Source organism: Bradyrhizobium erythrophlei, assembly GCF_900129425.1.
Taxonomy (GTDB): domain Bacteria; phylum Pseudomonadota; class Alphaproteobacteria; order Rhizobiales; family Xanthobacteraceae; genus Bradyrhizobium; species Bradyrhizobium erythrophlei_C.
Window position 1 is genome coordinate 402,446 of record NZ_LT670817.1, and the last position, 22,580, is coordinate 425,025.

Genomic DNA, 22,580 nt, shown 5'->3' on the forward strand with positions numbered 1-22,580 from the left:
TGCTGGGGGGCGGTCGTCACGACAGCGACACCGGCGTGCGGAACAGCGCGGCCCTGGTTCGGATCTCAACGCCATCCATTGTCTTGACCAGCAGTTCGTCACGGAGGTTGGCACCACTACGGGCCAGCTCGCGCCAATTCACCGCCGCGCCGTCGGGCAACTCCAGTTCACCGTCGAGGCGAACCGAGGCGTCCGCGTCCAGCCGAAACAATCGTTCCACGAGCGAGGCGACGCTTCGCTCTTCCGAAATCGACCAGAGCAGATCGATGTCGGATCGCTGGGTCAGGTAGGACAGGCCGGTTACATGCTGCCAAAGCAGCGAACCGAATACACGCGGCGTTATCCCCTCTGCCTTGCCGACGTTGAGCAACGCGGCGACGATCGGATGCCAGGCAGAAGGTGCCGTCGACGCCGCATCGCGAAGCAGCACCGGCGGCAACACCGTCACAACTGCGCCCGAAGCAAAGCTGAAGGCGAGACGTCGCTTGCCGTAATCGGGCGGCAGCGGCAACGCCGCCGGTACGCCGTCGGCGTAATCTCCGGCCATGCGCCGCCGCACGATCACTGGCCGATTGAGCCGCGCCCAGTCTGCCACAAGCGGCAAATCCGCGAGATGAGGATTGCATCGAAGCATGGCGTCCCATGCACCGGGCTCCACCCGCAGCAGATCATGTCGATGCAACATTCTTGTCTCCGCCCGTCGCCTCTGCAATTACCCGCTTCGCGACCACCGCCGCCATGGCCCGACCCTTGCGTTGCGCTCCCAGCTCATCGCGGCTATCAGCCGGCGAGGTATTGCGCAGCGCCTCCTCGAGCTGATCATCAAGCGGCTTGTCGGGGTCCCAGATTTCTGCGACGGCGCCCATCTGCAACAAATGGTCAAGGCCTGGCGCGAAGACCGGCGTCTGCTTCGCGAGCTTTTTCAAAGTATTCAGGGGCAGCTTCGTGACCCGCGCCACTGACGGCAGATCCATCACCGTAGGTTCGGCGCCCGGCAGGCCAATGAGGCGGTCAGTCGCCAAAGCGGTTGCCAGGAACGCGCCCGCGGCCGCTTTGCCGTATTCCAGCCCGATGGTCCGATGTCCTTGCTGGCTGGCCAGCAGCAGGCACTTGGCCAGATGCGCGAGGTATTCGTTCAGACCGCGCATCTCGTCGCGCCGGGCCATGAGCTGACCCTGCGTGTCCACCAACACCAGAATCGGCGTTTTGCCCCCTTTAGCGACCACGCGCAGCACCTCCTCCGCAAGTGGCAGCACGCCCGCCGTCCCTAGAGCTTCACCGTTCGCAACGCCGATTACCGCGATGGCGTCACCATTCTTGCGCTTGCCAGTCCCGGTAATGATGCCGGCAGCGTTCGTCTTCACTTCGTGACCTGACGGGAATAGGCCTCTGAGAATCTCATCGAGCGTCATGGTTGGCTTCCTTGATGCTGTTCGCGAGTGCAATAAATTTCTTGGCGTCCATATCCCGGATCGTCTCCGGCTCCTGGATGCCCAGGATCCGCCACATGGAAACGGCGTCATCGCACGCGCAGAGCCGCTTTTGACGCGCCGCCAGCCGTTCCTGCTCCGCCTGCATCGTTTTGAGATCGAACGCCGGGACCTTCGACATGAGGGCCTTGGTCGCGGCGCGGAATCCTTCCATGGAATCCTCGGCAAAAGCATCGGCCCCACCGAGCAGCCGACGGTTCTTGCCGCCGTCGGTACTCCACACCAGCGCCTTGTCCTCGGAATCGAATTCCTCGACGCCCTTGTTCGTCTCGATCACCTCCGGACCGGAGACGCCGGTGCGCCCTTGCCCTGATATGACGATGCGGGAACAGGTCGCCGTCGTCAGGCCCGCTCCGCCGAATGCGCCGGCCTTGCCGCCGACCAGAGCGATCACTGCAACGCCCGCGCAGCGGGCCTCGACGATGGCGCGCATCAACTCGGCGACCGCCAGTTCGCCTGCGTTCGCCTCCTGCAAACGTACCCCTCCGCTATCCATAAGCAGCAGAACGGTCTGGGGCAGGCTCTTATGATCGCGTGCGGCGCGCACGAGACCCACCAATTTGGCGCCGCTGACTTCGGCGAAGGTGCCGCCCATGAATTGGCCCTCCTGGGCTGCGACGAGCACGTCCTTTCCGCCCAACTTGCCGCGACCGATGACGACTCCGTCGTCGAATGCCGAAGGCACGTCGAACAGATGAAGGTGCGGACTCTGAATGCGCTCGGATGGCCCCAAGAACTCTGTGAAGCTGTCCGGGTCCAACAGGCCCGCCACACGTTGGCGTGCAGTCGCCTGAAACCAACTGGCTTGGGCGCTTGTTGCTGCGTCTTCCATCATTCGGCCTCCATCAGCGCGCTTCCCTGCATCAGGCGCAGGTAAACAGTGTCAGGCCGCGCGCCCCCGTCATTGATCGAGATGCGCAAACCTCCAGGCGAAGTCCGCTCGACGAATTCGGCGACCACCGCCTTCCAGGTCTCGTCATAGCCGTTGAGCGGTGTGGCGATGTCCACCTCGCACGCAGTTTCTGGAAGCACGCGCTCCAGCAGCACTTCCAGATTTCCTGACGCGACCACGCCGATGATCGCTTGGTCCTTCTTGCCGGACAGGCGACGCTTGGCCTTGTGCCTAAAGCTCAGTGTCTGCATGATCCGCGCCTCCTACCAGTTGCGAAATTTGTTGGGTGGGTCGTACAGATTGCCGGACCACTGCATCAGATCCTCGATCGATCGGGCGGCAAGCATGCTGCGATGCGCATCCAGCGGGTTAATCCCAAGATCCTCTGGCCGGCGGATAATCTTCCGCTTGCGGAGCTTATCGACCATCTTGCGGTCGCGTCGACGGCCCACGTCGGTGAAGCCCGCGATGCCGCGGATAGCTTGCTCGCGCTCCTCGGTGGTGCGGCAGAGAAGCAGATTCGCGATGCCTTCCTCGCTGACGATGTGGGTCACGTCGTCGCCATAGATCATGACGGGTGCCAGATCGAGCTTGAATTTCTCGGCGAGCTCGAGGCTATCCAGCTTCTCGACAAAGACCGGCACCATCTTCTCGCTGAAGGTCTCGACCAGCTGGACCACCAGTTTGCGGCCACGCATAACCTGCGGATGTCCGTCGACGGCCTCACGTCCGGCCTTGAGCCAGGGCTCGCTCGGGTGGCGGCGGCCATGGGCGTCCGAACCCATGTTGGGTGCGCCGCCAAAGCCGGCGATGCGGTCCGCCGTCACAGTTGAGCTGTTGCCATCGAGATCGATCTGCAACGTGGACCCAATGAACAGATCGGCCGCGTAGAGCCCTGCAAGCTGGCAGTACGTCCGACTGGAGGCCATTGAGCCGTCCCGCCCGGTGAAGTAGATGTCTGACCGTGCGCGCATATAGGCATCCATGCCAACCTCCGAACCGAAGCTGTGGATCTGTTTGACCCAGCCCGACTCGATCGCGGGAATGAGTGTCGGATGCGGGTTAAGGGCCCAATGCGTGGCGATCTTGCCCTTGAGCCCGAGCTTTTCCGCGTAGGTAGGGAGCAGCAGCTCGATCGCGGCGGTGTTGAAACCAATGCCATGGTTCAACCGCTTGATCCCGTATTCTGCGTAGATGCCCTTGATGGCCATCATTGCTGCCAGGATTTGTGTTTCGGTGATGCTGGCCGGGTCACGAGTGAAGAGTGGCTCGACGTAGAAAGGCTTCGGCGCCGCCACCAAAAAATCCACGCGGTCGCCCGGAATGTCTACGCGCGGCAGCTTGTCCACGATCTCATTGACCTGGGCGATGACGATGCCTCCCTTGAAGGCAGTCGCTTCGATGACGGAAGGAGAGTCCTCCGTATTCGGACCCATGTACAAATTGCCCTGGCGGTCGGCGCTGCGGGCTACGCTCAGCGCAACGTGAGGCGTAAGGTCGACGAAGTAGCGGGCGAATAACTCGATGTAGGTGTGGATCGCGCCGAGCTCGATCTTTCCAGACTTCAGGGCACGTGGCACTGCGTGGCTTTGCGGCCCGGAAAAGGAATAATCGAGCTTCTTTGCAATGCCTTTCTCGAAGAGGTCGATGTGCTCGGGCAGCACGATACCGGACTGCACGACGTGCAAATCGTGCAGCACTTTCGGATCGGCTTTGGCCAGACAGGCAGCCAGAAAGTCCGCTTGCTTCTGGTTGTCACCTTCGAGGCAGATTCGATCTTTGGGCCGGATCACCGCTTCGAGCAGTGCGGTCGCGTTGTCTGGTGCGACGATCTTTCCATCTGCGAATTTTCTCCCCGCCGCGAGACGTTCTTCGCGGACTCGCTGCTCGCTTTGCCAATCAGCCATGTCGTTCAGCTCCCGTAGATGTTGACCTGCAGGCTAGCCAAGGGATAGCCACTCGAGGCTGGTGACTGTGAGGGTGGCGGCCGGGATGCTGTTCCCGCTGCTCTCGGCCATTCCGCCAGATCGGGTCGTCCACGACGCTGCAGTCCGTGAGCAGAATGGGCGCGACAACGGAGCGCAGAAACGCAGTACCAATGATGCCGAGCGTACAGACTGCGATTGTTGATTGGGACGATAAACTAAACACGCGCGGAATGGAGAACCATTAAATTGAAATTTAGAAACTTCACCTCGAATGAGGTGCGAAGAATCCAAGAGCAACTCGCGGCGGTCGCCGTTATCAAGGCATGCGTCGTTGCGTACGTCCCGGGTCTACCCGGGCGCCAAGATCATCGAACCCGACTGACCGTTAAGTAGTAAGTCGGGAATCCGCGCAGGGCGGATCATGATCCGCCGTTATGAATCGACAAGATGGCGGGTTACGCCTTCGGCTCCAACCCGCCCCACGCTCTGGGATCAACGACAAATAGCTGCCGCAATCCAGTCATTGGCGGCGCCAATCTTGATGGTGTTGTACGGCGCCATGTAATCGGCGTCACGAACGCTACCAAGTTTCGCGAGCGCATTTAGGGTGGGCAAGTCCGCCGCGCCTATGTCTAGTTCTCAACAGGCAAGGCCGTTGAGCCGCCAAACTTGGACGGATCGTTGTAGCTAGGTGTGTCGTGGTAGTGATCCGCAGGCGGAGGCGCTGCGTCGTAGGCCCAGCCCGGAACGGCGTAGCCCGGGAACCTTTGGCTGGGACGAACGATGACGTGATGTCGCCGGATCGTGTGATGCACAGGCGCAGCGCTTGCGGAAGCACCTGAGATCATCAACAGGCTCAAGGCCAAAAAGGCACGCATCGCATTTGCTCCAATCAACTTGTCAGGTGGCGAATGGTCCGGCCTGCGCGCGGCGGCTGGGACGCGGCCGATCAAATGCGTTCGGGCGGCCGTCTCCTAAAGGGGGCACCGGCCTCACCTTCGTTCAAATCGGCAAGATCATGCGCGCATGTCCACCGCGCCTGCGATATCCGCTACGGGTTGTGTGTCACGAGCATCGCCAGGCGCGAATCCGGCAGGCCGGGACTCACCAAACACGAAATACCGTTCGCGTTCCGCTTTGTTGCTGGAGCGCGCGGGCAAGCTGGTCTCCGGCAGCCGTGAGCTGACCACTGGCGTCGAGCCAGCCACGATCGGTTGCGAGGCGTGACACCTCATCCACGTTGCCGCCGTCGGACAGCATCTGCGTAAACCCCAAAACGACACTCAAGTCATCTGGAGCGGCTACATTCTTATGATCGAAAGGCTCTTGCATGATTTTCCTCATTCACCCGAGATCCGCGACGTCCGCCGCTTCAGAGCGGGCCATTCCTGTTAGCGGAACAAGCTATAAAGTTGTGGCCATCGCCACTGGTGACATCATGACTGCTAGATCGTTTCGCGAACGCAGACGGCAATGCCATTGCCGTAATTTCATGATTGTCTCGTTTGTTCTGCGGGCATTGTTTGGATAAGAGACAACCGCACCGTCGCCATTAAAATTTTCTTTAAGCGCGATGGAAGGCACCAGGCGGTGCGGCGGTTTGGCATTGACAGCGCGCTGATCGGCATCGTTCTTTTCTGCACTGATGCCACAGCAATCGGCTGCTTCGGACCAGGTTTCAAAAGTCCTGGCCGCTGCGGCCACAAACTCCTCTTAAAGCCAAGTTTGCCTTCTCTCATTTGATATGGGACACCCGTTTGCCGAGCAGGTGCCAGTGAGCTCGCATGTCGGCGATCAGGTTTTAACGTGACCTGGTGTCGGATAGTGTGCGCACCATCAACAGGGGAGTGACATGAGCTTGTCCGGTATTTTTGCTCAAATAGTCGCGCTGATCGGCGCCGCCGCGCTGCGGTGGCGCCGGCTGCAGGGCGTCGCGCCTGAGCCCGCGTGGGGCAACGCACCGGTGGTCCCGGCGGCGAAGCCGCAAGGAAGCATCCCGACACTCAAGATGCCGACGGCCAGGGGGTGGAGCGACGGGCAGAAGCCAGTGGCGGCGCCGGGCCTCAAGGTCAATGCGTTTGCGACCGGTCTGAAACATCCGCGCTGGATCGACGTGCTGCCCAATGGCGACGTCCTCGTTGCCGAGTCGAACCAGGTCGCCGGACCGACCCGGAGTGTGTTCAGCTACGCGATGCAGGCGACGATGCGACGTGCCGCCGCCCTGGGCGAAAGCGCAAACCGCATCACCTTGCTCCGCGACGCCAATGGCGACGGCGTCGCCGAACAGCGCAAAATTTTCATGGAAGGACTGAACCAGCCGTTCGGCATGGCGCTGTTGGGCGACACGTTCTATGTCGGCAATACCGACGGCGTGGTGGCCTTCCCTTATGTATCGGGCGCGGACCGCATCAACGCCCCGGGGCGGAAGCTCACCACCTTCAAGCCCGGCGGGCACTGGACGCGGAGCCTGCTGGCGAGCGCCGATGGCCGGAAACTCTTTGCCGGGGTCGGTTCGTCCAGCAATATTGCCGAGAACGGCATGGCCGAAGAGGACGGCCGGGCTGCGATCTACGAGATCGATCTGGTTGATGGCGGCAGCCGCATCTTTGCGAGCGGCCTGCGCAACGCGGTGGGCATGGCATGGGAGCCACGGACCGGCGTGCTCTGGACGGTGGTCAACGAGCGCGACGGTCTGGGCGACGAGACACCTCCCGACTATCTGACCTCGGTCCGCGACGGGGGGTTCTACGGCTGGCCCTATTGTTACTGGGGGCAGACGGTGGACGATCGGGTACCGCAGGATCCGGCCGCGGTCGCAAGAGCCATTACGCCGGACTACGCGCTGGGCGGGCACACGGCGTCGCTGGGTCTATGCTGGCTGCCGGCAGGAACGCTTCCGGGCTTTCCCGACGGCATGGCGATCGGGCAGCACGGCTCCTGGAATCGCAGCACGCTGAGCGGCTACAAGGTCGTCTTCGTGCCGTTCGCTAACGGCCGCCCGGCCGGACCGCCACGGGATATTCTGTCCGGGTTCCTCGCACCGGACGAACGGGAGTCTTATGGACGGCCGGTTGGAGTAACACTCGGTCCCGACGGCTCCGTTCTGGTGGCGGACGATGTTGGCGATGTGATCTGGCGCGTAACGGGCGAGCGGCCGGGCTGAGCTAGCCCGAGCCTCCGGCAACGTATATCCGCGGCGTACGCATATGCTTGTTAATCCCATCTCCCCCAACGCTTGAGGCACGTGCGTGGATCTGTCTGTCTTGGGTGAGATGGAATTTACCCACAGTTCAGACTGAAGCCGGTGTCCTTGCAGACCGCCTTAATAAATGAGCTTCATGAAACAGCGTCTTTAGCGACCTTCAGCGCTGACGCCTTGACCGACTTGCTGGCGGGCTTGGCGGCGAATTCCATAGGCTCTTTCGTGAAAGGATTTACCCCGCTGCGGGCTTCGGTCGCAGGCTTGTTCACGATCGACATCTTGACGAAGCCGGGAATGACGAACTCGCCGGATTCGTTCAGCTCCTTATAGCCTACAGTCGCCATCTGCTCGACGACGGCCTTTACGTCTCCCTTCGACAGCTGCGTTCCCTCTGCAATAGCATCGATCAACTGGTTCTTGGTCATCCTAGCCATGATGGATTCCTTTGTGGACGGAACGATTTAAAGCGCATGAGCTACGCGGGTGCGTCACTCCGTTTGAACGCGGCAAAGCCACGCAACTCGCTTCTCGTTCATGCCTATGGTCATGAAGTCACCGGGCTTAAAACCCATCGAAGCCCAAAACGCAAGGACCAGTTCGACGTGTGTTCCATCACTGGCTGTTATTCATGATCGAGCCCGATCAGGCTTTCGCTTCGCCCAGGTCGATGGCTGTTGACAATCCTGTTCGCGGTTCACCGGTGCCCGTACTCCGTGAAAACGTAATCTTTCGCCTGCACTGTCGTGTGGCAGGCGAACCCACACTTGGCATCGTTCGCCTGTGGCGGCTTATCACTTAAAGTGCCGGGCCTGAACGTATCGGATGCGGCGTCGTACTCGAACTCAGCATATCCCCACCCGCCGCTGTCGGCGAACCTCTTGCTGTCCTTCACCATGAAATCAACGTCATGCTGAATCCCTGGCACCATTGGCTGACCGGGGTACGTCTCCTGTTTTTTCGGGATCCAATGGATTTTCGCCATCCTGGCCCCGTCCGGGAAAGGCTTGCCGTTGCCGGGCACGCCCTCCTTGTAGGCGTCGATCATTGCGGGATTCCCCATGATCACAGCGATCTTGCCTCCGTTCTCACTGACGGCAATGACTGGCCAACCTTCGTAACCTCTGAAGTCAGCGAACGCGAGCCCGCCCGGGACTTGCAGAGTGTACTTGTCCTGCGCGGAAATGGCCCTGCCGCCCAGGACGGCGACCACCGCTGCAATGATTGAAATCGCTGAGAAAGCAGTTCTCTTCATGACTCTCTCCCGTGCTTGGTGTTTATCGGTCGGGTCCCTTCAACCGGTGCCGGTCAGTGCGTGTGCGATATAGTTTAAAGTTGGTTCGTACTTGAAAGGCCGGACATCACCCGCCGGCCGCGACGCCAGGCTATTATTTCACGCGAAATTCTCACAATCCATGGGGCTCGGCTAAAAATTAAGCGAGGCTCCACTGACCGAACATAGCGCTCGCCCATCTCCCGTGAACAGAGATCGGCAGCATCGGTCGCCATGTCTCAAAAGTGCCAAAGCGCGACGTCGACCTGATCATGATTTGACCGGTTGAGCGACTGGGATCGTAAACTGAAACAGAGCACCTTGGGGTTCTATCCGGCTCGCCCACAGCCGTCCTCCGTGGTCCTCGATGATCGACCGGCAGATCGACAGGCCCATGCCCATGCCGTTGGGCTTGGTCGTGTAAAAAGGTGCAAACAGACGCTCCAGGCTCTCTGCGGAGAACCCCGGACCGCTGTCCCGCACCGCGACGCCAACACCTTCCGATGCGATCAGCTCTGTGGTGACATCCAGTTTGCGCTCGCCCCCGGCCAAATCGCTCATCGCCTGTATGGAGTTGATCATCAAGTTGAGGATCACTTGTTGGAGTTGGACTCGATCTCCTCGAATGTGTGGCAGGCACTCTGCCAACTCCATCCGCGCGGTGACGCCATTCTTCATCACCTCGCTCCGGATCAGGCCAACAACCTCAAGGATCGCGCCGTTGATATCCAGCTTTTCCATCCGCGGCGCGTGCTTCTTTACGAGGCCATGAATCCGGTCGATCACGTCGGAGGCTCGCATGACATCCTCGATCACGTGCTCAACGGATCGTTTTGCTTCGTCAATTTCAGGCGGGCTTCTCATGAGCCAACCCAAGCTGGCACTTCCGTACGTCGCCGCTGCGCTCAACGGCTGCTTGAGTTCATGGGCAATCGAGGCTGTGAGCTGTCCCATGGTCGCTACGCGGTTCGCGTGTGCCAGCTCGTTCTGGACCTCTCGATATTCCCGCTCGCGGCGGGTAATCTGTAAGGCAATGGCAGCTTCTGCAGCGAAGTCCGTGACTAATTCAATCTGCTTGTCCGTGAACGGCTGTACGCGCGTCCGGCCCACAACAAACACGCCGATTACCTTCTCGTCCTTGACCATCGGGATGAACAGGACCGTCCGAAAGCCCCACACGTTGACCGTGGTCAGAAGGTAAGGGTCGTCGCCCCGTCGATAGAGTTCATGTGCTGTCTGGTCGGGGATGTGGACTGGCGACCGGCTTGCAGCTAACTGACCTACAAAACTGCTATGTTCCAAAAGCTCAGGCCACGGCCAATTACCTGTTGCCGCAACCAGACGAAGGCCTGCTTGCTCGCTGAGGCGTAAACTGCCCACTTCGGCTTGGCAGAGGCACCTGGCGCTCTCGAGAATCGTGTCGAATATGGGCTGCAAATCGTGCGGGGAGTTGGCTATGGCGCGTAGAACTTCAGAGATGGCTGCCCGATGCCGAGTGACCTCAGTCAGCTCATCTTGCAGCTTTGAGCGGGCCGACGCAGGGAGTCGAGGGCGCTTTCGGCGGGTTTTCTGGTTCAGGCGGGGCTGCTTCATTTTTGGCATTGCCAAGCCGTCTCAAGCAAACCCTCTCAGCATAGCTATTCTGAGCACCCAAACAAGGGAATGGATAGGCGAAGTCTGCTCGGGGTCAATCGCGTCGTTTTTAGTCTCTGCCAGCCACTTCCGGTCTAACCCATCAACGGAGATCATCAGGCCGTTGCTGTTAGCGCGGTTGGCGCAAGAAGCGAAAGATCGCGAGAAATGCAAAGGCAACATAGCCAAGTGGCAAAAGCACCTTCTGCCTCGCAACGACGACGGAAAATAGCGCGTGGAGCGGATCATGATCCGCGTTACGAATCGACAAGATGCCGGGTTACGCCTTCGCTCATTTTTGATCGAGGGCCGTTTTCGCAGAATTGCAGGAGCTTCGAAATGGAGATGGTGACAGGTTTCGAGCCTGTACGGAGCTTCGCCTCAGTAGATTTACCTAATTTGCGCTTATAGGGTGTGCGGCAACACGCTTGATAAAAACGTGATGGCAGCTTGGGCACTGGAATAAGTGTGTTTCGAAGCACTCGTCTTTCGGCGAAACAAGCGCGAGCTTCGTGCGACTCCCGCAGCGCTTGCACGCGGGCCGTTCTATCGCTTTTGCAATCGGGAGAGATGCCAAGACAGTCCCCGAAGGGACCGGGATAGAGCCCCAAGTCCCCGCTGTATGACCGCCCCCATGCCGTCACAGAGCCTAAACGGGAGGTGCTCTAGTGTCTGTTCGGTTTCTGACTCAAGTACGCGAAAATTCTTGGTTGCGAGAGCAAACCGACTCGTCCGATCGTGATTTTTATTCTCAGCGGAAGCGCGAAATTCTCAATCGGAAGAATTCGACATTAGCGACATCGTAACGATGCGTGAGTTCAGACGTATCATCGTCACGTGACAGGTCGTGCAGCCGATGCGCAAAGGGGTCAGGTCGTGGTCACGATTGCGTCCTAAAATCGCCCAACACCTCAATCAAATGTTCTTATGCAAGAACAACTCAGGCCTTTGGGGGGACTGATTTCATGCCGCTCTATTTTTTTGACTTCATCGATGGCGAACTTGTTGGTCGAGACCAATACGGGACGAAGTTGCCGGACGTTGAGACGGCAGCCCGGGAGGCGGTCGCTGCTCTGGCGAATATTTCGAAGGATGTGCGCAAACGGCATCGCGACCGCGTCTTAGGCCTGAATGTGAGAGGTCAGAGCGGTGAGACGGTTCTCAATGTGAGCCTCACGCTGGAAGTGAAGTGGTTTCCTGACGAACAAATTGAATGCGACCAGGAGCTTGCCGGGCCGATGAACCCGGCAGTGCTGTCAGAGCAGACCCGTTCACGCACGTCGCTTGCGCCAGAGAACTGATCGTCACAGTACCCAGACCCGACTTCCCTGCCTCATAAACACGACGGAAATTTGCCTGCCGAGGCCAATCACCAAAACCTGTCCAGCCCTTTCGACAAAAATATTCCGCTTAACGCGTCGGGCAAATCATCTCTACAAGTTCGCCCCGTCCCACCCGGATGAGGGGCGGATCGCGAGTCGTCACGAACGCGCGGTGGGATGCGATGGACGCGACAGCGTCGGGCGCGCAGGGGGTCGCAGGGCGGGTCTTGCCGTGAGCGGTCGGACGGCGCGCGGACGAACGACGCTGCCAACCGTCTTGCCAGAACTCGCCGCGTGCACGAGGCGCGGCAGGATCTTTGGCGTGAACGGGCGCGGACGGCGAAGTCGTGTGGTCCTGACACCCTAAGCCTTGCGCGTCAGGCTTACTGTCCGGCGGCTTCGAAGATCAACCGCGTGATTTCCTCCGGCTGCGAGATCAGCGAGAGATGGCTAGCCTTCACCTCGATTGTCTTGGCGCCCATCCGCTTGGCCATGAAGCGCTCGAGGTCCGGATTGATGGTGCGGTCTTCCGTGGAAACGGCGTAGTAGCTGGGCTTCGATCGCCATGCCGCATGCGTGGTCTTGCCGGTGAGCAGAGCCTTGTGGAACGGCTCCTGGACGGCATAGAGCACCTTCGCTTTTGCTTCTGGCAGATCGCCGGCGAAATCACGCAGGAATGCAGCCTCGCTGAGACGTCCTTCATCGCCATCGAAAACTATGCCGGCCGTCGCCGGCGGCGTCGGATACGTCTTGGCCAAGGCGGTGTAATCCTCGCCCGCATCGGGCGCCCGCGCTGCGACATAGACAAGCGCCGAGACATTAGGGTGCACGCCAGCCTCGGTGACGATCATGCCGGAAAAGGAATGGCCAACCAGAACCGTCGGACCATCTTGCCGTTCCAGTACCCGCTGCGCTGAGGCGACCGCCTCAGGCAAAGTCGTCAGAGGGTTTTGCACGGACGTGCAATTGAACCCCGCCGTCTGCAATCGCGCGATCACCTCGGACCAGCAGGAACCGTCGGCGAACAGCCCATGTACAAGTACGACGTTACGCGCCTTTTTCGGCGTTGCATTTGCGGCCATGCCGCGAGTGGAGATCAGCGAGGACGCTGCGCCGGTAAGCAGAGCAGTCGAAAAAGTGCGTCTGTTCATCATCATGATTCTCCTCCTTCATCGTAAGGGTTGAGTTGGGAGTTTCTCGTTACACGGCGCCGGCACCGAGGTATGGTGCCGGACGCCGGGATGTTTGATCTCGTGTCATCATTCACCGCCTTTCTGGCGCTCCTTCGCTCCGTAAGCGCGACGACTGCCTGCTCGGCCATGCGCGGTGGATGATGATTCGGTCATCTGACTGGTCCACGGCAATGAGGGCTGATTCCTGAAAGAGCGGTTGCGGATGCGTCTTCTGAAAATAACCGGAGCCGATTTCAGCGGACTTGTAATGTGCGCAGCAATTGCGAGCACGGCCTCTCGCGAGCCACCTCGACGGCTCGTCCGTCCCGCTCGTGCCGGGCGCTTACGCCCGTTGGGCGGTCGAAACGCGTCTCAGCTTTGCCAGTTCCAATGCACGAGCAAATTATTTTTCGAGGGGCCACGGGTCAAAACTGCCGGTTTAAGTCTCTGCCAGCCACTTCCGGTCTGCCCCCATCAACGGACATCATCAGACGTTGCGATTGGTCCGGTTGGTGCAAGAAGCGAAAGATCGCGAGAACCGCAAACGCAACGTCGCTGAGCGGCAAAGCAGCTTCCGTGCCTTGCAAACTGCCCGGAAAAGTGCCTGCCGGGCAAATCAGTGCATTTGTTGTCCAGCCCCTCGCGCAAAAATATTCTGGTTTTCCGAAGGCCCAAATCACCTTTATAACCGGCGCCATCCCGTCCCACACAGAGGGGCGTTTCGCGATCGTCACGGACGTTGGAGCGGGATGCGATGGACGCGACAGCGTCGGGCGCGCAGGGGGTCGCAGGGCGGGTCTTCCCGTGAGCGATCGGACGGCGCGCGGACGAACGACGCTGCCAACCGTCTTTGCCAGAACTCGCCGCGTGCACGAGGCGCGGCAGGATCTTTGGCGTGGACGGGCGCGGACGGCGAAGTCGTGTGGTCCTGGCGCCCCGATGCTGGCGTCAAGTCTGGCGGAGATGCATCTGGCCCAACCGGGTTCGGGATGTATCGTCAATCCGAAAGGCGACGGTGGCAAACAAGCCGGTCACCGGGGAGAGCGCGAAGTAAGCCGTAAACCATTCGCGCAGGGAAAGCCGGCGTACTCCGGTTGACCTGTGGTCCACTCGTGCGCTTTTTGTGCGCACGACCGCGGGTGCAATCGGCGCCCGGCTTTCCCTGCGCCCTCTCTTCCGAGCGAGGGTGAAGTTGATGCAAACCTCGGACGCATCGCGCCGCGAGAACGCGAACGCATGCTTTTGCGCTGTTTGAAATTTGAATCCGGTGGTTCAGTGCGAAGAGCGGGACTGCTTTGCTTGCTAGTCTAGCAGCGGGCACTCTTCACCTCTCCCCTTGTGGGAGAGGTCGGATCGCATCGACAGATGCGATCGGGGTCAGGGGTTACGCTCCATCGATAGACCTGAACCCATCACCCCATCCCTCTCGCACAGGGGGAGAGGGCGCTCACCGTCATTGCCGAGCCATCGAACTAATCATGTGATCTGGACGACCTCTACGCCGCCTTCGCCTGCACGGTATCGCAAAACTCCGCGAGGCGATCGGCCAGCCGCAATGTCGCGGGACTGGCGTCGGGAGACGCTAGGAGTGCCAGTTCTGTCTTGTCGATCGGTGCGAAGCCGTCTTTGGCCGTCAGCACGCGATGGTCGGCCTGCACCGCCATCTCGGAGAGAATGCTCAAGCCAAGGCCGGCGGCGACCGCGGCCTGAATCCCGGCGAGGCTTGAACTGGTATAGGCCATGTGCCAGGCGCGTCCGGCGCTTTCCAACGCATGGATCGCGCCCGCCCGATAGAGGCATCCGGCGGGAAAACCGATCAGCGGCACCGAAGCAACCGTTGAATCGATCGGGTGGGTCTTGCTGGTGACCCAGTGCACCCGCTCGGGCCACACCGCGATGCCGCCTTTTTCGCCGGCGCCGCGCTTGAGCAGCGCCAGATCGAGTTCGCCGCGTTCGAGATCGCGCCTCAGATAGGCGCTCTGATCGGCCCGCACGTCGAGCCGCAGGCTCGGGCGCGCGCGGGAAAATGTCGCCAATAACTTCGTCAGGCGATAGGCGGCGAAATCCTCGGGGATGCCCAATCGCACCGCGCCTTCACTGGCCGGCCGCGCCAGCACGTCGCGGGCTTCTTCGGCCAGCGACAACAGCCGCCGCGCGTAGGACAACAGCCGCTCGCCGGCCTCGGTCGGCGTCACCTCCTTGCCGTTGCGGTTCAACAGCGGCTGGCCGACATCGTCTTCAAGCCGCCTGATCTGCTGGCTGACGGTAGACTGGGTGCGGTGGACCCGCTCGCCGGCGCGCGTAAAACCGCCGCAATCGACCACCGACACGAAGCTGCGCAACAGTTCGAGATCGAGCATGGGATTAGCCCCCATTTATATTTTCACTGCACGTCAGTCTATCATTTAATTTCCGAATATCAAGGCGCGGGCCTACATCGGCCGCATAAGGAGACCTTCCATGTCGCTCGCGCCTTCCGTTACGGTTCCTCGGAACACCTTCAATCCGCTGCCGATCTATATCGGCCTGTTCTGCCTGCTGTGGAGTTTTGCCTTCGTCGCCGGAAAGATCGGGGTGACCGATTGCCCGCCGCTGATCCTGCTCACCGCGCGGTTTTCGCTGGCGGGAATTCTGATCCTCGGCATCACCGCAGTGCGCGGCGACGAGTGGTCGCTGTCATGGCGCGACGTCGCGGTGTTCGCCACCATCGGCGTCGCCAACAACGCGCTCTATCTCGGCCTCGGCTATACCGGGCTGCAGACGGTGTCCGCCGGCCTCGGCGGCCTGATCGTCAGCGCCAATCCGGTGTTCACCGCAGGGCTCGCAGCACTCTTTCTCGGCGAGGAGCTGACCTGGCGCAAGGCTACGGGACTGCTGCTCGGCATCGCCGGCGTGGCCTTCATTGTCTGGCACCGGATGTCGGTCGGCACCGACAGCCTGCACGGAATCCTGTTCACGCTGGCGTCGCTGGCCTCGATCGTGCTTGGTACGATCCTGTTCAAGCTGCTGGCGCCGAAGGGCAGCCTCTGGATCGGCAACGGTGTGCAGAATCTCGCGGCCGGTATCGTCCTGCTCCCGTTCGTGTTCAGCTTTGCCAGCGTCAGCGATATCGTGCCGAGCGGACGTCTGCTGGGCGCCTTCGCGTTCCTGGTGCTGGGCGGGTCGATCCTGGCCTATCGGCTGTGGTTTCACCTGCTGCGGGTGTGCGGCGCGACTGCGGCGAGCGCCTATCATTTCCTGATGCCGCCGCTCGGCATGCTGTTTGCCTGGATCGTGCTCGGCGAGCATGTCGAGGCGAGGGATTTGATGGGGATCGTTCCGGTGGCGCTCGGCATTTATCTGGTGACGCGCCCGGCGGCGGCTGCGCGGCCGTAAAGCAGCGAGGTCACTCCTTGCGGAACACGATCGATGCCATCCAGCCGGTCATCAGCGCCATGAATGCGGTGACCAACCCATAGACGAAACCGTCCTGGCGGGCGCTGGTGGCGACGAACTGCTCGAAGCCGACCTTGACGATTTCGAACGCGGTTTCGGTCCGCGTCACCAGCGCGCCATCCGAAAAAAGTCTGATCTCGACGTCGTAGGTTCCGATCGGCACTTCGGCCGGCAGCGGAATGCCGGTACGAAACAGCGTCGGCGTCAAAAACGTCACCGCGGAAGTATCCTCGCGATACAGGCCGTGTTCGGAGCGCAGCCGCACGAAGGCGCTGCGGAACGCATCGTTCGGCACCACGTCGGCGTAATCGGTTCCGACACGCTGGGTGAGCAGCACATTGTTGAGGCCGAGTTGCTGGCGCCGCTGGACTTCCGGCGAAGCGATGGCGTCGAATGGCCGGTTGGCAAACACCGCCAGATAGGTCGGCACGTTCAGAAATTGCCGGTAGTCGGTATTGATCCAGATACCGAATTTGCGTTCCTTGCGTCGCGTCACCATGTCCGCGCGTGGTCCGCTGACGGTGACAACGAGATCGTAGCGGGTGCGGGTCGCCGGCGTGGACGCGTCCTTTTCGACCGAGCCGAACAGCACGAGTTCTTCGCCGGAATAGTTCGGCGTCACCGTCACCCGGTGGTTCGAGACCGATACGATCAGCCGTTCCGCGCGGGCAGGCGCTGCCGCGACGGCCACGCCCAGCGCCAGCGCAACGCCCACCGCGGCGTATGGGTACGACGTGGTCATCCGGCTCCCCCGCTTTCCCGGATTGTGAAGAGATCGTCGGGGCGGATGACGAGTTCGATCGCGAAGCGGATTCCGACCGCGAGAATCAGAAGTCCAAGCAAAAGGCGCAGATGCTCGCCACGAATCTTCTGGGCGGCGCGGGCGCCGAATTGCGCGCCGGTGACGCCGCCGACCATCAGGATCAGCGCCAGCACGGCATCGACCAGATGGTTGGTGACCGCATGCAGCATGGTGGCGAACACCATGGTGACCAGCGTCAGCACCATCGAGGTGCCGATCACGGTCGCGGTCGGCACCCGCAAGATATAGATCATGATCGGAATCAGGATGAAGCCGCCGCCGATGCCCATGACAGCGCCGATGAAGCCGATGATCACGCCGACGACGACGACCGGGATCACCGACAAATAGATCTTGGAACGCTTGAAGCGCATCTTCAGCGGCAGTCCGTGAATCCAGCCATGGCTGCCGGAGCGGCGCATCGGCACCGCCTTGCCGTGGCGCGCGCGCCAGATCGCCCGCAAGCCCTCCCAGAACATCGCTGCGCCGACCGCGGTCAGCAGCACGACGTAGGACAGCGCGATCATGAGGTCGAGCTGGCCGAGCGAGCGCAGCAGCGTGAAGGTCCAGACCCCGAGCGCGGTACCGACGATGCCGCCGCTCAATAAAACCGCCGCCAGCGCCGGATCGATGGCGCGGCGGCGCCAATATGAGATCGCGCCGGAAAACGACGAAGCCGCGATGTGGCTGGCGACCGAGGCGACCGCGACCGCGGGCGCGATGCCGATGAAGATCAACAGCGGCGTCATCAGGAATCCGCCGCCGATGCCGAACATGCCGGACACGAAACCAACGGCCGCGCCCATCGCAAGGATGAGAAAAATATTGACCGGGATGTCGGCGATCGGAAGGTAAAGCTGCACGCGCGCTCCCTTTTGGGAGTTGGCCCTGAGCCAAGCCGAAACCGCTCACGGCACGGTATCTCGATGCGCGGCGTCGATCATCTGCCGCAACCCTGCATAACCGAAATCGCCGATCGGAGGGACTAAAGAATCCCGTCACGGGCTGCTTTTCTGACGCCGCCCGCCGCGCAACCTCCGACGTGGTGAATAATTCAGATTAACGGCCGGCGTATCTGGTCGAAACCGGCGGCCTCAAGGCCTCGCGACGGGATCGGTGACGAGGTTCATCGCGACGGCTTCCCCGGCGCCGAGCCAGCGCACATTGGTGGTCGCGGACATTGCTTCCACCACGGAGGAGGATACGCCCATCCTCGTCATGTAGTTCAAGACCATCCCCGCCGTCCGCTGGGTTTCGGCGACGGGGTCTTGCGCGGGCGCGAGGGTCACGAACCGATGCACACCCAGCATCGATCCTCCGATCCCGATACGAATCCTGCCGCCGGCATAGACCAGCACACAGGCGCTGGCGCAATAAGACGGCCTTATATGGCCCGAAGGGTCGGTGACCCCGACCGCCGTCACCAACCCGCGCGATCGAATGATTTCGCCCATGATGAGGGCCTGATTCAGGTCTCCGCCGGGGGAGGAAAGCAATACGGCGTCACCGGCCACGAGATGGGCTTCGCCGAGCCGGTCGCGGAACCAGCTCGCGGTTGCGGCGCCTATCGCGCCTCTGATCGCCAATGCCGGCCTTGTGTGGCCTGAGCCATCGGGGTCGGCCTCGGCGATCAGCGACGACGTCATGCCGGGCGAAAAATACAGATCCTTCCAGTAGGCCCAGGCCTCCGGTCGCGAAAGGTCCTTGTAGGCGCGGGCGCCGACGACGAGCAGGATCAGGACAAAGAAGGCGGACGAAGACAATCGCCTCCATTTGTGGCCGGAAACATCAGCGGCTCGCGGCGGCGGCTGGTCGGGTGGCTCGGGCGCCGGCGCTCCCCACGGTCCAGCCTGCGGTCGTGAATCGGCCCGCTCGGCAGGAGGATCCCTAAGCGACAATCTGATCTCCTCGCCGATCTCCTCGCGGAACCCGCCCGTCCGACACATCGAACCGTGGGCAGTACTTCCGACGCCTTGTCCTGGCAGGCTTATTTATACGGTTTCTCGATGAGGGTACATGCCGGCAATGCCGGCGATCATCTCATCCGCGCGCGGCGGCGCGTTTGGTCAAAACCGGCTTTGCCGTGGGCTTTGCGCTTGTTGCCTGCGCCGGTGCCGAATCCCATCCGCCGGCCGGGCTTGCGACGTTGACGGCGTCGTCGGGCTGGGGTTCCGGCGTAAAGGTCTGAATCGCGAGCTTTGCCGCAGCTAACGACTGGGCGTCGAGCCGCTTGGCGATATCGTCGCGCTTGCGCGCCGAATCCGCATCGCCCTGCGCCGCGGCCAGACTGAACCACTTGAAGGATTCGGCGAGGTTCTGTTCGACGCCGATGCCGCGGGCATAAAGGATGCCGAGGTTGAACTGGCTGTCCGCGACGCCGCGGTCGGCCGCCTTGCGGAACCATTGCGCCGCGCTCGTGTAGTTGGCGCCCTTGCCGCCGCCGTCGGCATCGAGCACCGCCAGATTATGCATCGCCTTGGCGTTGCCGCGCTCGGCGGCCTGCATGTAATAGCGCCGCGCGATATCGACGTCCCTGTTCACGCTGAGACCCTTTTCGTAGAGGGTCCCCAACCGGAACACCGCCGGAATCACGCCGGCCTGCGCCGCGCGGTCATACCATTTCGCGGCCTCGTCATAATTCGCCGTAACGCCTTTGCCTTCGGCGAAGCGCACGCCGACCTCGTAGGCCGCGGTCGGATCGCCCCTCAGCGCGGCCGCGCGCAGTACCGGTCCGCCGATCGCGTCCGGCAGTCTTTCGGTCGGCGGGACCTGGACCATCGCGAGTTTGCGATTGGCCGGCGCCGTAGCCAGGGTCGGAATCGCGCCGGTGACATCGCCGGCTACCGGCGAGACAGCCGGCACGGCCTGGGGTGGCGAAATCGCGACCGACGCGGTGCTGTCGGCGGCGTTCAGTGCGGGGGTATTGAGCGATTGCCGGCCAATCGGGGTCGGCGAGGTCATCGAAGGCGCAGCCGGATCTGGCATCGCCGGCCTGGCGGCGTCATTCGCGGGCGGTTGCGCCGAAGGTTGAGGCTCGCTCGAATTCGCCGTCGCCGGCGGTTGCGGCGCGCTGCCGATGTCGAGCAGCGTCATCGCCATCTTGAAGGAGCCGAGCACGATCACGACCACGCTCGCGCCGACCAGCAGCGACCGAATCTTGGAGGTGATGGTCGATGGCTCCTTGGCGTTGTCGCCTGCGGGGGCCTTGAGCGATTTGCGGCCGGCCTTGTCGTTGGGCGGTGCGGCAGCGGCGGCCTGGGCGGCACGGCGCGCGGCGGCAATGAAGCTCGATGTGCTGGCCGGCTCACGTGCACTCGCCGGAATTTCGCTGATCGCGCTTTCGGAAGCCGCGATGCGTTCCGATGGCGAAGCCAGCCGCGCGCTCGGCCGTGTTCCCGGTTCGAGCGGGTGATCGGGCGGCAACTCCGGCGCGATCGCGACCCGCGGCGGTGCTGTACGCGGCTCCAGAATCTCGCTGATGGCTTTCGGCGCTATCGCGGCGATCGCAGGCATGGGGGCTTGCACCGCCTGGAATTCGCGCGGAGCAGTGGCGAAATGCATCTCGGCCGCGGCGGGATTGGGCAATTCGGGCTTCGGCTGTGGCGGCATCGCGCCGCGAGGCGCGATGGCCTGCGAGACGACTGGCTCAGGCGCCGGCGGCGTTTCGGGCTGCGCGGCAGCCGGCTGGATCCGAACCGTGCGCAGATCGCCTTCGATCATCGCCAGCCGGTCGACCACATGGCCGAGGGTGTTGTGAACAGCCTCGAGCGAATCCTGGGTGTGGCGGTCGGTTTCTGTCTGGCTGAAGCGGATGTCGGACAATTCGCGCTTGACGATGTCGATCAGGCCGCTGTCCGACGGTTGAGGGGCGCTCCGGCCGCTCTCGGCCAGCGCGGCAAAGCTCGCGTGCTGGGTTTCGAGATGGCGCAGAATGTCCTGCAGCCCGTCCTCGACCCGTCCGAGATGGCCGGCGCGGTGATCGCTGGAGGCCTCCAGGCGTTCGAGCAAATAGGATACGCGCTGCTCGAGATGGGCGAATGCGGACGCGTTGTCGTTGCCGACCGGCATGCGGTCGAGACGGTCGGACAATGCCCGCACTGCGCTTTCGAGATGCTCGGTGTTTTCACTTGCGGCCGGCCGCTCGCGGCTTTCCAGCGTCGCGGTCAAAGCGGCGATGCGCTGTTCGAGTACCGCGAACGAATCGCTGTTGCCCTCGGAGCGGGCAAGCTGGTCGACCTTGGACGACAGCGTGTGCACGTCGTCGGAAAGCCGCGCCAGGGCGTCATTGGAGGCGACATTGGAGACGATGGCGCGAAGCGCGGCGATGGCGCCTTCGAGTTGCTGGACCGTTTTGGGATCGTCGCTGGCGCGCAGGATCAGGTCGAGCTTGGCGCCGAGATTGCGGATCGCCTCGTCATAGCCTGCCAGTTGTTCGGCTGGCGTTAGCGAGCGCAACACTTCGCGGATTTCGGCCAACGCGCGTTCGATGCCGGCCAGCGCCTGGGCGTCGGTGCCGCTCTGGCGGGTCTCGTCGATGCGGCGGGAAAGCGAGCGGATTTCGTTTTCGATCGATTCGATCGCCCGGCGCGGCATCGCCTCGGTGATGGCCTGGCGAATTTCGGCCAGTTCGCCGCGGAACGCGGCGATCGACTGCTCGATCCCGTCGGGACGCTGCAGCGCTTCGATCTGGCTGGTGATCTTGACGAGGTGACGCTCCAGCGAGGAAAAATCCGGGCCCGCCGGCGTTGCCGGCGCCATTGCGGGTGCGATCGGCGGCGCGCTGCGCGGCGGCATCGGCCGTGGCGCGGCACTGTCGAGTTCGTTCTGGCGCGCAGCGATTTCTGCGATTGCAAAATCGAGCGACGCCGGGCTGACCGGCGGCGAGGGACGATAGACCTGGGCGGCCGCGCGCTCGACCATGTCGGTCTGGCGCTGCTTGTCCTGCAGCTGGGCTTGTCTGGCCGGCGCCGGGTTCGAGATCTGCGACAACCGCGCATCGAGGCGCGCGATGGCGTCGTTCAGCTGGCGGGCGACGCCCTGCGGTTCGCTGCGCGCGGCCTCGGGGCGGGGGGCGTCGTTGCGCGGCGCGGGGCGCGAGATCTGCTCGATCTGGCGGGTGATCGAATCCAGCCGCTGGTGGATGTCGGCGACATCAGGGGTTTCCCGGTTCGGCGGTATTGGCCGTTGATCGGGGGCGGCGCGAAAGTTGGGAGGAGCGGAATCGCCGATGGTGGAATTGAGCCAGTCGCTCAGCGACATGCCGGCACGGCGCGCGGCGGCCTCGGCCCTCTCCCGCACGGATGGATCGATGCCTTCAACACTCCACGATACGCGCGAATTCATGCTCTGGTCCGGTTCCGACTCCGGCGCGCTACCTGCGCCTTCAGCCTCCCCGCGCGTCCCCTTAAGGTAGAGACAATCGAATTCCGCGCAGG

The 22,580-nt window shown here is 62.2% G+C and carries 19 protein-coding genes; 3 read left to right on the forward strand and 16 right to left on the reverse strand.

All coding sequences use genetic code 11. The features are described from left to right. Nucleotides 1-16: 16 nt before the first annotated feature. The 7 genes from mdcG to B5527_RS43270 form a co-directional block, all read right to left on the reverse strand. A complete protein-coding gene (gene mdcG / locus B5527_RS01925) occupies nt 17-685 on the reverse strand; it encodes a malonate decarboxylase holo-[acyl-carrier-protein] synthase (protein ID WP_079599796.1) in 669 nt (222 codons plus the stop codon). Further along, nucleotides 669-1,412: a biotin-independent malonate decarboxylase subunit gamma gene (locus tag B5527_RS01930; protein ID WP_079599797.1), complete on the reverse strand. Its 744-nt coding sequence runs from the start codon at nt 1,410-1,412 to the stop codon at nt 669-671. The genes mdcG and B5527_RS01930 overlap by 17 nt, the downstream gene beginning before the upstream one ends. Then, nucleotides 1,399-2,325, reverse strand: a complete 927-nt coding sequence (locus B5527_RS01935; RefSeq protein WP_079599798.1) for a biotin-independent malonate decarboxylase subunit beta — start codon at nt 2,323-2,325, stop codon at nt 1,399-1,401. Before B5527_RS01935 ends, B5527_RS01930 begins: the two co-directional genes overlap by 14 nt. Further along, complete coding sequence (gene mdcC, locus B5527_RS01940; protein ID WP_079599799.1) at nt 2,322-2,633, reverse strand: malonate decarboxylase acyl carrier protein; 312 nt, start codon at nt 2,631-2,633, stop codon at nt 2,322-2,324. Before mdcC ends, B5527_RS01935 begins: the two co-directional genes overlap by 4 nt. Nucleotides 2,634-2,645: 12 nt before the next feature. Then, nucleotides 2,646-4,289, reverse strand: coding sequence for a malonate decarboxylase subunit alpha (mdcA, locus tag B5527_RS01945; RefSeq protein ID WP_079599800.1), 1,644 nt, complete (start codon nt 4,287-4,289; stop codon nt 2,646-2,648). 1,125 nt (nt 4,290-5,414) lie between these two features. Then, nucleotides 5,415-5,654, reverse strand: a complete 240-nt coding sequence (locus tag B5527_RS01950) for a hypothetical protein (protein ID WP_079599801.1) — start codon at nt 5,652-5,654, stop codon at nt 5,415-5,417. A 60-nt stretch (nt 5,655-5,714) separates the two neighbouring features. Next, nucleotides 5,715-6,014, reverse strand: coding sequence for a hypothetical protein (locus B5527_RS43270; RefSeq protein WP_154071943.1), 300 nt, complete (start codon nt 6,012-6,014; stop codon nt 5,715-5,717). 148 nt (nt 6,015-6,162) lie between these two features. Between B5527_RS43270 and B5527_RS01955 the strand changes: the two genes are divergently transcribed. Further along, nucleotides 6,163-7,473: a PQQ-dependent sugar dehydrogenase gene (locus tag B5527_RS01955; protein WP_079599802.1), complete on the forward strand. Its 1,311-nt coding sequence runs from the start codon at nt 6,163-6,165 to the stop codon at nt 7,471-7,473. Between the two features lie 173 nt (nt 7,474-7,646). Here the strand turns inward: B5527_RS01955 and B5527_RS01960 are convergent, their stop codons facing one another. From B5527_RS01960 to B5527_RS01970, 3 genes are all read right to left on the reverse strand, one after another. Beyond that, nucleotides 7,647-7,946: an HU family DNA-binding protein gene (locus B5527_RS01960; RefSeq protein WP_079599803.1), complete on the reverse strand. Its 300-nt coding sequence runs from the start codon at nt 7,944-7,946 to the stop codon at nt 7,647-7,649. A 260-nt stretch (nt 7,947-8,206) separates the two neighbouring features. Then, the gene (locus B5527_RS01965; RefSeq protein ID WP_079599804.1) at nt 8,207-8,764 is read right to left on the reverse strand and encodes a cytochrome P460 family protein; all 558 of its coding nucleotides are present in this window, start codon (nt 8,762-8,764) and stop codon (nt 8,207-8,209) included. A 288-nt stretch (nt 8,765-9,052) separates the two neighbouring features. Next, a complete protein-coding gene (locus tag B5527_RS01970) occupies nt 9,053-10,384 on the reverse strand; it encodes a sensor histidine kinase (RefSeq protein WP_079599805.1) in 1,332 nt (443 codons plus the stop codon). 995 nt (nt 10,385-11,379) lie between these two features. On the opposite strand from B5527_RS01970, the gene B5527_RS01975 reads away from it, so the two are divergent. Beyond that, nucleotides 11,380-11,715 carry a DUF6894 family protein gene (locus B5527_RS01975; RefSeq protein ID WP_079599806.1) on the forward strand — a complete coding sequence of 112 codons (336 nt, stop codon included), beginning with the start codon at nt 11,380-11,382 and terminating at the stop codon, nt 11,713-11,715. 404 nt (nt 11,716-12,119) lie between these two features. Here the strand turns inward: B5527_RS01975 and B5527_RS01980 are convergent, their stop codons facing one another. Next, nucleotides 12,120-12,893 (reverse strand): alpha/beta fold hydrolase, encoded by a 774-nt coding sequence (locus B5527_RS01980; protein WP_079599807.1) that lies wholly within the window; start codon nt 12,891-12,893, stop codon nt 12,120-12,122. Nucleotides 12,894-14,404: 1,511 nt separating this feature from the next. Then, nucleotides 14,405-15,268: a LysR substrate-binding domain-containing protein gene (locus B5527_RS01990; protein WP_079599809.1), complete on the reverse strand. Its 864-nt coding sequence runs from the start codon at nt 15,266-15,268 to the stop codon at nt 14,405-14,407. A gap of 100 nt (nt 15,269-15,368) precedes the next feature. Between B5527_RS01990 and B5527_RS01995 the strand changes: the two genes are divergently transcribed. Next, complete coding sequence (locus B5527_RS01995; RefSeq protein WP_079599810.1) at nt 15,369-16,283, forward strand: DMT family transporter; 915 nt, start codon at nt 15,369-15,371, stop codon at nt 16,281-16,283. A 10-nt stretch (nt 16,284-16,293) separates the two neighbouring features. Here the strand turns inward: B5527_RS01995 and B5527_RS02000 are convergent, their stop codons facing one another. From B5527_RS02000 to B5527_RS02015, 4 genes are all read right to left on the reverse strand, one after another. After that, the gene (locus B5527_RS02000; RefSeq protein WP_079599811.1) at nt 16,294-17,085 is read right to left on the reverse strand and encodes a TIGR02186 family protein; all 792 of its coding nucleotides are present in this window, start codon (nt 17,083-17,085) and stop codon (nt 16,294-16,296) included. Then, nucleotides 17,082-18,008: a sulfite exporter TauE/SafE family protein gene (locus B5527_RS02005; RefSeq protein WP_079599812.1), complete on the reverse strand. Its 927-nt coding sequence runs from the start codon at nt 18,006-18,008 to the stop codon at nt 17,082-17,084. The genes B5527_RS02000 and B5527_RS02005 overlap by 4 nt, the downstream gene beginning before the upstream one ends. A gap of 231 nt (nt 18,009-18,239) precedes the next feature. Further along, nucleotides 18,240-18,908 carry a hypothetical protein gene (locus B5527_RS02010; protein ID WP_154071944.1) on the reverse strand — a complete coding sequence of 223 codons (669 nt, stop codon included), beginning with the start codon at nt 18,906-18,908 and terminating at the stop codon, nt 18,240-18,242. A 277-nt stretch (nt 18,909-19,185) separates the two neighbouring features. Continuing rightward, nucleotides 19,186-22,488 carry a tetratricopeptide repeat protein gene (locus tag B5527_RS02015; RefSeq protein ID WP_079599813.1) on the reverse strand — a complete coding sequence of 1,101 codons (3,303 nt, stop codon included), beginning with the start codon at nt 22,486-22,488 and terminating at the stop codon, nt 19,186-19,188. Between the last annotated feature and the right edge of the window lie 92 nt (nt 22,489-22,580).

Excerpts from the sequence above, each read along its gene's own strand:
- B5527_RS01955 (WP_079599802.1), top strand. The coding sequence starts at position 6,163 with ATGAGCTTGTCCGGTATTTTTGCTCAAATAGTCGCGCTGATCGGCGCC.
- mdcC (WP_079599799.1), bottom strand. The coding sequence starts at position 2,633 with ATGCAGACACTGAGCTTTAGGCACAAGGCCAAGCGTCGCCTGTCCGGC.
- B5527_RS01990 (WP_079599809.1), bottom strand. The coding sequence starts at position 15,268 with ATGCTCGATCTCGAACTGTTGCGCAGCTTCGTGTCGGTGGTCGATTGC.
- B5527_RS01960 (WP_079599803.1), bottom strand. The coding sequence starts at position 7,946 with ATGGCTAGGATGACCAAGAACCAGTTGATCGATGCTATTGCAGAGGGA.
- B5527_RS01930 (WP_079599797.1), bottom strand. The coding sequence starts at position 1,412 with ATGACGCTCGATGAGATTCTCAGAGGCCTATTCCCGTCAGGTCACGAA.
- B5527_RS02015 (WP_079599813.1), bottom strand. The coding sequence starts at position 22,488 with ATGAATTCGCGCGTATCGTGGAGTGTTGAAGGCATCGATCCATCCGTG.
- B5527_RS01950 (WP_079599801.1), bottom strand. The coding sequence starts at position 5,654 with ATGAGGAAAATCATGCAAGAGCCTTTCGATCATAAGAATGTAGCCGCT.
- B5527_RS01975 (WP_079599806.1), top strand. The coding sequence starts at position 11,380 with ATGCCGCTCTATTTTTTTGACTTCATCGATGGCGAACTTGTTGGTCGA.
- mdcG (WP_079599796.1), bottom strand. The coding sequence starts at position 685 with ATGTTGCATCGACATGATCTGCTGCGGGTGGAGCCCGGTGCATGGGAC.
- B5527_RS01965 (WP_079599804.1), bottom strand. The coding sequence starts at position 8,764 with ATGAAGAGAACTGCTTTCTCAGCGATTTCAATCATTGCAGCGGTGGTC.
- B5527_RS01995 (WP_079599810.1), top strand. The coding sequence starts at position 15,369 with ATGTCGCTCGCGCCTTCCGTTACGGTTCCTCGGAACACCTTCAATCCG.
- B5527_RS01970 (WP_079599805.1), bottom strand. The coding sequence starts at position 10,384 with ATGCCAAAAATGAAGCAGCCCCGCCTGAACCAGAAAACCCGCCGAAAG.
- B5527_RS01980 (WP_079599807.1), bottom strand. The coding sequence starts at position 12,893 with ATGATGATGAACAGACGCACTTTTTCGACTGCTCTGCTTACCGGCGCA.
- B5527_RS01935 (WP_079599798.1), bottom strand. The coding sequence starts at position 2,325 with ATGATGGAAGACGCAGCAACAAGCGCCCAAGCCAGTTGGTTTCAGGCG.
- mdcA (WP_079599800.1), bottom strand. The coding sequence starts at position 4,289 with ATGGCTGATTGGCAAAGCGAGCAGCGAGTCCGCGAAGAACGTCTCGCG.
- B5527_RS02000 (WP_079599811.1), bottom strand. The coding sequence starts at position 17,085 with ATGACCACGTCGTACCCATACGCCGCGGTGGGCGTTGCGCTGGCGCTG.